The organism is Photobacterium lucens (genome assembly GCF_009873615.1).
Lineage (GTDB): Bacteria > Pseudomonadota > Gammaproteobacteria > Enterobacterales > Vibrionaceae > Photobacterium > Photobacterium lucens.
The window spans coordinates 1-10,063 of sequence record NZ_SSMG01000369.1 but is presented as its reverse complement, the minus strand read 5'-3'; the positions used below and the strand labels follow the sequence as shown (position 1 = coordinate 10,063).

General features: G+C 41.2%; 9 protein-coding genes. 5 read left to right on the top strand and 4 right to left on the bottom strand.

What is annotated here, in order from left to right:
- Window positions 1-36 precede the first annotated feature (36 nt).
- Window positions 37-1,578, bottom strand: a complete 1,542-nt coding sequence (locus E5A76_RS15440; protein WP_316247343.1) for a phospholipase D family protein — start codon at window positions 1,576-1,578, stop codon at window positions 37-39.
- A 169-nt stretch (window positions 1,579-1,747) separates the two neighbouring features.
- Here E5A76_RS15440 and E5A76_RS15435 point away from each other — a divergent pair, with 169 nt between their 5' ends.
- Both E5A76_RS15435 and E5A76_RS15430 read left to right on the top strand, forming a co-directional pair.
- Window positions 1,748-2,140: a DUF2750 domain-containing protein gene (locus E5A76_RS15435; RefSeq protein ID WP_023934679.1), complete on the top strand. Its 393-nt coding sequence runs from the start codon at window positions 1,748-1,750 to the stop codon at window positions 2,138-2,140.
- Between the two features lie 98 nt (window positions 2,141-2,238).
- Window positions 2,239-2,592, top strand: coding sequence for a HopJ type III effector protein (locus E5A76_RS15430; protein WP_053989329.1), 354 nt, complete (start codon window positions 2,239-2,241; stop codon window positions 2,590-2,592).
- A 102-nt stretch (window positions 2,593-2,694) separates the two neighbouring features.
- On the opposite strand, the gene E5A76_RS15425 is transcribed toward E5A76_RS15430, so the two are convergent.
- Complete coding sequence (locus E5A76_RS15425; protein WP_053989330.1) at window positions 2,695-3,027, bottom strand: hypothetical protein; 333 nt, start codon at window positions 3,025-3,027, stop codon at window positions 2,695-2,697.
- 277 nt (window positions 3,028-3,304) lie between these two features.
- Between E5A76_RS15425 and E5A76_RS15420 the strand changes: the two genes are divergently transcribed.
- A complete protein-coding gene (locus E5A76_RS15420) occupies window positions 3,305-4,096 on the top strand; it encodes a phosphoribosylglycinamide formyltransferase (RefSeq protein ID WP_161119454.1) in 792 nt (263 codons plus the stop codon).
- A gap of 206 nt (window positions 4,097-4,302) precedes the next feature.
- On the top strand, window positions 4,303-5,091 hold the full coding sequence (locus tag E5A76_RS15415) for a phosphoribosylglycinamide formyltransferase (protein WP_107166273.1): 789 nt from the start codon (window positions 4,303-4,305) through the stop codon (window positions 5,089-5,091).
- 33 nt (window positions 5,092-5,124) lie between these two features.
- On the opposite strand, the gene E5A76_RS15410 is transcribed toward E5A76_RS15415, so the two are convergent.
- Complete coding sequence (locus tag E5A76_RS15410; protein WP_161119453.1) at window positions 5,125-5,766, bottom strand: DUF3313 family protein; 642 nt, start codon at window positions 5,764-5,766, stop codon at window positions 5,125-5,127.
- A 356-nt stretch (window positions 5,767-6,122) separates the two neighbouring features.
- On the opposite strand from E5A76_RS15410, the gene E5A76_RS15405 reads away from it, so the two are divergent.
- Window positions 6,123-9,629, top strand: a complete 3,507-nt coding sequence (locus E5A76_RS15405) for a glycosyl hydrolase family 18 protein (protein WP_161119452.1) — start codon at window positions 6,123-6,125, stop codon at window positions 9,627-9,629.
- Between the two features lie 62 nt (window positions 9,630-9,691).
- Here the strand turns inward: E5A76_RS15405 and E5A76_RS15400 are convergent.
- On the bottom strand, window positions 9,692-10,063 hold a 372-nt coding region (locus tag E5A76_RS15400), incomplete at its 5' end, for a hypothetical protein (protein WP_161119451.1).

Here is a 10,063-nt window from a genome sequence, read left to right as displayed (position 1 = left end):
CTTGTATTTTATTGTATGGCTATATTTACATTTTAATTATAGTAAGAAATTAAACAGCCATGAAGGTAACCACATAAATTTCATTTTCGTGGTATCTGGATCCCCTGAGCCATACACATTTACCGCATTTCCCTGGCCATCAATGGCTTTATTCTCACCGACAATTTGATAGCCATTATTCGCTCTAGAAAGAATATTTTGTTCAATTTCGGCGACCAACTGATCGTTACCTCGGCAAAATAACGCCATTTCAGCATTGTAGTGATTAGAGCGATTATCAATATTATAAGTCCCCACCATGATTTCATTCTGTCCATCACCACGGCGTTTGTAGACTTGGGTTTTAGCATGCATGCCCCATCGAGCCGATTGGATTGAAGGATTAACTGTTGCCATTTCATCTAACCACTCACCAGCATGAAGGTACACTTTCATCCCTTTGGCTTGCCAATCGTAAACATGAGTATAAAGCTGGGCTGCTACATAGGTGGCATCGGTTGACGATAATGAATTAGTGTACAAGGTCATATCGATATTCTTATCAAGTAACACTTGCATTAAATGCTCAGACTTACGGTTATTCAATAAATACGGTGACGCAAGGATCAGCCCCTTATCTACCGTCATCACCTTATCGAAAATGGTCTTACGCAAAAAACGATAGTTATCGCTATATGGATCTTTAAAGCGTGTCCAAAACGAGCCCCCCGGCGCATCAGAGGTGAACGTCATTTCAGGACAAGAATATAGAGGTTTTGACGCTAGTACAGGTCGAGCAATCGCTTCAATCTTTGCTCGAGTCTCTACTTCATGTGGGTTGTGTGAGAGGAAAGCTTTTACTTCAGACACTTTTCGTTCATATTTTTGTAAATCAATACGGCTACTCGGGATGTCAGGGGCTTGATAACGCTCACTGATGTCATGATCAAAAAAAGCATCAAAGGAAGCACGCATGGCTTTCACTATTGAGCCTTTTACATATAAATCACGATCGAGAAAATTATAATGCTCTGATAAATCGTAATAATCATTTTCAACATTTCGCCCGCCAGTGATCGCTTCACGATCATCTACTACTAATAGCTTACGGTGATTTCGAAAGTTAATGGTCGAAATATAATAAATAGGCGCAGCATTGTAATAACGCACTTCTATCCCATAAGGCTTTAACCCTTCGGCATAAAATTCATCAAACTCAAAGACAGTGGCCGACTTATCAATCAAGATCCGAACGTTGACACCTCTTTTCGCAGCATCTATCAGCTCTTGTACTAAAATTTTCCCACTCATATCAGGAGAGAAAATAAAGTACTCCACCTCAATAGTTTGTTTCGCCCTACGGATCATATCAATACGCGCTTGGAGTGCCACCAGCCCATTATTTAATACCATCACCTCGTTGCGCTTAGCCCCGGTTTGGGGATCAAAACGATCCACTTTATGGAATGGATAAGGATTGGTTAAAGAAAGATCTTTGTAACTCTCAAAATCTTCATTCCAATAAACCCAATTACATCCCGCCATCATGGATGATAATGACACAGCTGTCGCAGCAGACACCAACAAACGTAACAACACGCACTCCTTGTGTAGTTAACTAAGTAAAGTATTAAAATCTGAAAAAGATCTTGCACCAGAAGATAGTGAAACCCCATTAAATTGTAATATCAACAGGATAAAACAAGATCTCTGTTCTATTTTGATTTATTCTTACAACCAATCGACATAATCATCAAGGTATCACATCATGTCTACGCCATTAGATGCGACAGCAATTGAAACAATCCAAGGTTTTGATGCAGAAAAGCGTTATAAGCATTTAGTAAAAGAAGTTGTCGCTAACCGCGAAATTTGGATCCTAATCGATGAACACGGCTGCGTAATGTTAAATACAGACGACGAGGATTGCGTACCTGTATGGCCAAACAAAGAGTTTGCCGAGGCATGGGCAACCGGTGAATGGGATAACTGTAAAGCAGAGTCTATTTCATTAAATAAATGGCATAGCCGTTGGACTCACGGCCTTGAAGATGACGAGCTGGCTATCGTGGTGTTCCCAATTCAAGATCAAGAAGGTTTAGTGATCTACCCAGACGAGTTAGATTACGAGCTTAAGAACCAAGCGAAAAAGCAGCGTTAATCAAGTCAGCTTAATCGCTATTGATTTTGCAATATAATCAATTTTGTAACATAAAGGTCAGATCAAATCTGACCTTTTTTATAAGGAGAAAAACTCAAATGGACGCATTACTACAAGCACTTAAAGACACACCTGAAAGTGTAGAATTTCCACAAGTTATGGCTGTGATCACAGAGCATTACGATTATCAAGCCACCACTTTTTACAATGGTCTGGATAACGATACACTAAAAAATGATGCTGGCACTAATGAAGGTTCGTGCAAAATTTTTGCTTTTGCGAAATTAAACCAGCTTTCAGAGCAAGAAACACTGGCTTGTTTTGGTCAATACTACCGTAACGATGTGTTAGCCCATCCTGAAAATAACGATCATCAGAACATTCGTCACTTCATAAAGTTTGGCTGGTCAGGTATTCAATTTGAAACCTTTCCACTGACAGCGAAAGCTTAAACCTCGTCTAAAGCATCCTCCATAAACAAAAAGCCATCATTGTCTTTCTTTTGAGTAGAAGAGTCATGATGGCTTTTTTAGTGACTGATTCTATGGCGTTGATTAGCTAAGCGGCTTATTACAGTGGCTACATACTTGTGGTGGCTTCATAAAGAAAGGTGAGCGACTCGCCTGTCCGCAACTGTCACAAAATTTGGTTGAGCGAATAGTCAGTAAGGTTAATGGTACCAACAGCACTAAAATCGCCATCATCCACATTGTAGGCGGCTGCATATAAACAATAAAACCACCAATCACCACATTACTGAATACGGTATAAATTGGCCAAAGCTTGCGTTTACGTGCCACATCTTTACCGCGCTGAAAAAGCATCACACTCCCCAACACTAACGCAACCCAAATAACGATAAAGCCAATTAATAGATTTTCCTGCATTACTTACATTCCCTACGATTAAATACTATAAAAAATTGAATTGCATATTATTTAAACAGTAAAAGCTAATTAAGACTTCCAATAAAGCATAATTATCCTTTAAAAGCCCTTTATTTTATGACCCTACTCACAATGTTGTTTTGTGGTTAAAAAAAATAACGAATTTTATTACCAAAAAACAACATTCCGTATTATCTTTAGTGCCAGAACAGGACGTTCAAAGATAAACCACAGCCTCAGCCGCCATTTGCTAGAGGACTGTGCTAAAGGAGTAAAAATGGTTGTTCATTCCGTAGCTCGTGCTACATGTTGTTTATTGCTACTAACTTTTGGTCGTAACCCTATTGCTCAAACCTTGCCTCAGCCTTCAGCTCACAAGCAAGTAAACAAACTAACAACAATTCATACCGAATCAACGCTACATAACTTAACGCATTCTATCAACGAGCTACAGCAGATTCCTAGTTGGCGTGCGCACAATATTACACAACCTTACAATCAATTAAGTGTGCTATACACACATGCATTTCCTGCTCAGCAAGAGCTTAATATGCTATTGGAAACCAGCGCGCTTTACAGTCAGTCGAAAGCTCTACTACCCGGCATTAAGTCTCAACAACGTGCTAAAACAAAAATTGCCACAGAACTAAATGGTCATACCAATAAATTAACAGACATCGTTCGTGGCAGCCTAGTGTGTGACAATATTTCAGATTTGATCAAAACCTATGATTTTATTGCGCAACATGCGTCACTGCTGGAAGTTAAGAACCGTTTTAGTGCGCCTGCAGCCTCTGGCTATCGCGACATTAAGATGCTGGTACGCCTTAACAACAGTGGCCTTGTTGCCGAGATTCAATTACATCTTGAAGCCATTGCAGAGATCAAAAATGGTGAAGAGCACGATATCTACAAGATGATCCAAAGCATCGAACGCCTAGCCATAGCGCAAAATCGTGAATTAAATGACATTGAACAGATGAAAATAAAGCGTCTACAACAACAATCAAAAGCGCTTTATGTTCAAGCTTGGGAAAGCTACACCACACCTTTAAGCCTAGTCAGCTAATAAAACAGCCTTCAATTATGTGATCCAATCCGCATTTATATGCGGATTTTTTATCATTTTATGGATATTGACACAGAGTTTACTATTCATTCAGGTTATATTGTTAGTATCAATTTAGACAATAAAGCACGACAAAACACACCACCTTTGTTACCCCTTTTTGTGTGTTGATATTGCAAGAAAGCAATATCGTTGGGAGTTGTTTAATGGATATAAAATCTGCTTTACGTACAAGCTTCATTCTATTCTGTATGTTAAGTCGTTCGGTTGTTGCAGCACCTGCTGTAGCACCTGCATATACAATTACTGATCAACCATCACCTACGCGCCTATCACAAGCAAGCCGCAAAGCCTTTCAGCGCGATATTAGTGGCTTATACAGCATTCAATCTTGGAAAAGTGACAACATCACGCAACCTTACAATGATTTTGATGCGCTATACCAAGCATCAACACAAGCACAAGTAGAACTTGAGCAATTAATGCGTAGCATCTGTCTTGTTTCTTCTGCTGAAGCACTGATTCCACCAGTAAAGTCAGCACAACGTGCACAACAAAAAATTGCCACAGAGCTAAATGGTCAAGCCAACAAAATTACTGATATTGCCCGTGCTTCATTAGTTGCTGAAGACATTTCATCGCTGGTGCAATCATTCGAATTACTGAATAAAGAAGCAACCGTTGTTGGTGTTAAAAACCGTTTTAAAAAACCAACCGCCTCAGGCTATCGTGACTTAAATGTATTGGTTGAACTACCACACAGCAAAATCATTGCTGAAGTTCAACTCCACCTAAAAGACATCTCTGATGTGAAAAATGGTAAAGAGCACGATATTTACGAACAAATTCAAAAGATGGAACGTTTAGCTCTGCATGAGAAACGCCCCCTGACAGAGTTTGAAGAGAAGAAAATTAAAAACCTACGTCAAGAATCATTGCACTTATATCAAGAAGCTTGGCAGCAATACTTACACCCGACCAGTGTTGCTGTTTAATCCTCTTCCCCATTAAACCAAACGCCCTACTAGTTAGGGCGTTTTGTTATTTGTACTTTGAGTTTTGATATGATTTGCCGCTACTTGAGTGGCAAATAACACAATATCTTGCTGGATCTTAGGTTTAAGCGACTGTAATTCATGATATTGCAAATGTGCTTCATCATTTTCAAGTACCGCTTCTAAAGTAAACAAAGTTTCTCTTTCTGCGAGTAACTCTTGCGTGTTCGCATCTTTTAAACGGTATTGAGCTGCAATATGTACATCTCTATCACGCTCACCTAACACTAAAATCATCCCTTCTAATGCTGCCCGGTACGGAAATAGCTCACCAATGCTCATATCTTCTAGTGAGGTATGGACTTTTGCTAACGCAACATCAAGTTGCAAGGTTCGTTCATCAATAGATTCAACCACCTTCACACTATCAGCGAATTTAGTGTGTAGATCATCGTGAATCGACCGTTCTAATCGGTTCACAATACGTTTAGAAACTTGGCGATCACTGGCTTGTGTGACCTGGACAGGGGAAATATACAATTTATCGTAATCTTGCGGAGTTAAATGCAAAGTGCTTTTCCCTTCAACATTTATTGCAACATCGCGCGGGAAAAACGCACACCCTGTTTGTAGACCAACAATAAGAAATATTACACACCACCTGACCAACATCATTTCACGACCTCCACTTTAAATCATACAGAACACCATACTGTATTTATGGATGAGTGTAAATATTTGTATCAGCCAGTTTTTTGGCAACTATGCACTACTCCATCATTTTGTTTTATTCCAGTGCCAATTTTTAGATCATCGTAAAAAGGCTGCTTAGCCAGATTTAGATCACGCTTCCGATAATTTTTTACTTTTAAACTCAATGTCAGAGTCATGTGAAATATCTAATTATCATAATGTTATATTTTTGACGCTGCTTTTATTTGCTCTGTTACATTTTGTTACACGCATAGAAATATCTTTGATCATGCAGCTCATATACTGCTCACACTTTCCCCATAACCGTGTCGAGTATCATGAATAAAAAAACACTTGCGCTAATTCCTACTTTATTAGCAGCATCAATTAGTATGGCGCTGCCTGCACATGCCACAATTAATACTGAATCAGTCGTTGTTGGCACAGAAAGCCAATGGTGGAATACCTACCAAGTCACCTTAACCAATAATGGCAGCCAAGTCGTTGAACTGCGTGATGCAAAAATCACTTTCAATTCAAACCTTTCAATATCATCACCAGCTTGGTCAGCGACAGACATCAGCTATCCAACCATGACTTTTACCAGCAATGATCAAGGTGAACAGTTTGCTAACACCCTTACTTTGGGCTTTGATGAAAGCAGTTGGGTTAAAACGCAGCTACCTGTCGGAGGAACTATTCAGTTAACACTTGGTGTGAATGGTGTATTGGATCTTGCTTCACTAGAAAGCAGCTTGAATGTAGAAACCACTGGCAGTGAAGGTAATGAGCCACTCGTCGATGTGACCCTGACATCACCAACCGCAGGCGCACAATTTAAGCTGGGTGAAAGCGTACTACTGGCTGCAAATGCCAAAGCAACGAATACGCAAATCAAGCACGTGACGTTCCTTGTCAATAACCAAGAAGTTGGCAAAGTATCAAAAGCACCTTATCACGTCAGTTGGATTGCCACTAACGAAGGTGAAAATACGGTAAAAGCTGTCGTTACCGATGTCACCGGCATTACTGCAGAACAACAAGTGAGCATTTCTATCGTTAAAGACAGTGTTATTCCCCCTGTGGAGCCTAATGCCCCAACCATTAGTCTGACTTCACCGCATTCAGGTAGCGTATTTACCGAAGGTGATAGCATTGTTATTACTTCAAAAGCCGCTGATCTCGACAACGATTTAAGCCATGTTGAATTGCACATTAATGGCAATAATATCGCCACCAGTAACACAGCCCCTTACAGCTTTAACTGGACAGCAGACGTTATTGGCTCGCATGTTATTAGCGTAAAAGCTTTTGATAAAACAGGGTTAAGCGCATCAGATAACGTCACTATCGAAGTGGTAGAAAAAGCAGTTGAACCACAACCCCCAGTGATTGCTTTAAACAGCCCACGTCCGGGTCAACAAGTGTTTATTGGCAAGCCATTAACCATTGCGGCACAAGCAAGTGATGTGAATGACGATCTGGTTTCGGTTGAGTTCCGTGTTAACGGCCAATCCATTGCAATAGTTAACCATGCGCCATTTACAGCGGTTTGGACACCAGAAACCAAAAGTGAATACCAAATTGAAGCTATTGCAACAGATGCTGCAAACCACAACACATCAACAGGTGTGATCACAGTCAATGCCATTGAAATGGGTAATGGCAACTTAAGCTGTGACATTCAACAGATCTACCGAGAAGATGGCACCGAATGTATGGGTGACGATCACCCTCGTCGTATCATCGGCTATTACACCTCATGGCGCACTGGTAAAAATGGTTTACCTGCGTACCTAGCAGATGATCTACCTTGGGATAAGCTCACACACATCAACTACGCTTTTGCTGGTGTCAGTAAAGACGAGTTCCAGCTAACTGTTGATGATTCTGCGACCAAGATGACATGGGAAGGTGTTGAAGGTGCTGAAATGGATCCAAGTTTGCCATACCAAGGTCACTTCAACTTACTGAGCAAATTTAAGAAGCAATACCCAGATGTAAAAACCCTTATCTCTGTCGGGGGCTGGGCGGAAACCACCAACTTTTACCCAATGACGACAAACCTTGCTACCTGTGAAGTGAACTTAGAAGGCATTGATAAGTTTAGTAAATCAGCCGTGGCGTTTATCCGTCAGTATGGCTTTGACGGTGTTGATATCGATTACGAATACCCGTCGTCAATGAAAGACTCAGGTAACCCAATCGACTTTGAAATGTCAAACAAGTGTCGAGAATCGCTATGGACAAACTACATGGTGATGATGAAAGAGCTTCGTACCCAGCTTGATAAAGCAGGTAAAGAAGACGGTCGTCGCTACATGTTAACCATTGCCTCACCATCATCGGCGTACCTACTACGTGGTATGGAAGACTTCGCAATGCAAGACGTACTTGATTACGTCAACATCATGTCTTACGACTTACACGGCACATGGAACGAATTTGTTGGCCCACAAGCACCACTATTTGATGACGGCAAAGATGCAGAACTAGCTAAATGGGGCGTTTACACTGCCGATCAATACCAAGGCATTGGCTATCTGAACCAAGCATGGGCACATCACTACTTCCGTGGTGCGTTTAAACCAAGCCAAATCAACATGGGGATCCCTTATTACACCCGAGGTTGGCAAGGTGTTACTGGTGGCGAGAAAGGCTTATGGGGTAAAGCGGTAGAGCCAAATCAAGCAAGTTGCCCTGAAGGTACAACCGTGTGTGGTTGGGGTGCAGAAGGGACTGATAACATCTGGCACGATTCTGATAAACAAGGTAATGAAATCAAAGCAGGTGTCGCACCAATGTGGCACGCCATGAACCTTATGCATGCACAGAAACTTGGGATCGATGGTATGCCAAGTTACGGCCCAACGTGGGGATTAGATCCTAATAACCCGAAAGATCTGATCGAAGGCGAATACGAGCGTGTTTGGAGTCACGAATTACAAACCGCATGGCTGTGGAATGAAGCGAAGAAAGTCTTCCTAAGTATTGAAGATAAAGACTCACTCAAACCAAAACTGGATTACATCATCGACACAGGCTTAGGTGGCATGATGGTATGGGAAATGGCCGGTGACTACAGCTATGATGCCGTGAAAAATGAATACAAAATGGGCTCAGACATGACAGATTACGCCCATGAAGTGTTCTCAACCGCAGCACCGATGGACATTAACCACAACGCTCTGCCACAACCCGATTCCGTGATTGATGTATCAGTGAAAACAACAGAATGGCCGGCTGGTGACAGTAACTACCCGATTAATCCGAAACTGGTATTTACAAATAATTCAGGCGTAGCTATCCCTGGTGGCACAACGATTGAATTCCTAATGCCAACCTCAACAGGCGATCTTGTTAAAGACTGGTCTGGCGCTGGGCTAAACGTAGTTGAAAGCGGTCATACGGATAGTAACTTCAATGTCGATGGCGAACGTAAGATCTTTCATAAAGTGGCAGTAACACTACGTTCAACGGAATCTATCCCTGCTGGCGGTGAATATGTTGTGTCTATGGTGTACTACACCCCTGTTTCAGGTGTAGCTAACGGTATTCGTTTTAAAGTCGACGGAGAAACAATCGGCTTGAAGAAAGACTTCCCAACCCTACCTACATTTGAAGGCTCAAGCGATGAAGGAGGCAACGGTGGAACAGGCAAAACATGTGAAGAAGCCGATGTTGATACTTCAAAAGCCACTACATACCCAGAACTACCCAAAGGCGATCACGCTGCGACAGGCGATCAAGTGATCCACAATGGTGGTTTATGGCAAGCAAACTGGTGGATCAACTCAGCACCATCAGCAAGCGACAGCGCATGGAAATTTGTCTGTAAGCTCTAATCGTTAACTAAACAACAATAAGTCAAAGCCCGTAATTGAGTGATCGTTACGGGCTTTTTTCATTATTTTTCAATACATACCTGCTGTAAACTCAACACGTAAGTTAAGCAACCATAGCGTTCGGACTTTTCTTCGGCTACTTTTAATATCTCAGGCTCATTACTTCCACCAATACATTTAAATTGCCCCGCATAACGATAAACTTTACTTTTCATTGTTGGCTTAATAAATACAGGAAATACATTATCAGACTGAGAAAGTAAAAGTTCAGCTTTTGCTTTAACTTGGGGCTTACTTCCAGCTTGAACCTCATATGGGCAATCAGGATTTAATTCCTGATTAAAACAACCAGCAAGAATACGTTTATTTTTCTGTGGTAAATATGTTTGCAACTCTCCACCAACCAGTTTCTGTATATCTGTGCGTGTATAATC

Bases quoted from the DNA above. Each gene is read 5' to 3' on its own strand.
- E5A76_RS15405 (WP_161119452.1), top strand. From the start codon at position 6,123: ATGAATAAAAAAACACTTGCGCTAATTCCTACTTTATTAGCAGCATCA.
- E5A76_RS15430 (WP_053989329.1), top strand. From the start codon at position 2,239: ATGGACGCATTACTACAAGCACTTAAAGACACACCTGAAAGTGTAGAA.
- E5A76_RS15410 (WP_161119453.1), bottom strand. From the start codon at position 5,766: ATGATGTTGGTCAGGTGGTGTGTAATATTTCTTATTGTTGGTCTACAA.
- E5A76_RS15420 (WP_161119454.1), top strand. From the start codon at position 3,305: ATGGTTGTTCATTCCGTAGCTCGTGCTACATGTTGTTTATTGCTACTA.
- E5A76_RS15415 (WP_107166273.1), top strand. From the start codon at position 4,303: ATGGATATAAAATCTGCTTTACGTACAAGCTTCATTCTATTCTGTATG.
- E5A76_RS15435 (WP_023934679.1), top strand. From the start codon at position 1,748: ATGTCTACGCCATTAGATGCGACAGCAATTGAAACAATCCAAGGTTTT.
- E5A76_RS15425 (WP_053989330.1), bottom strand. From the start codon at position 3,027: ATGCAGGAAAATCTATTAATTGGCTTTATCGTTATTTGGGTTGCGTTA.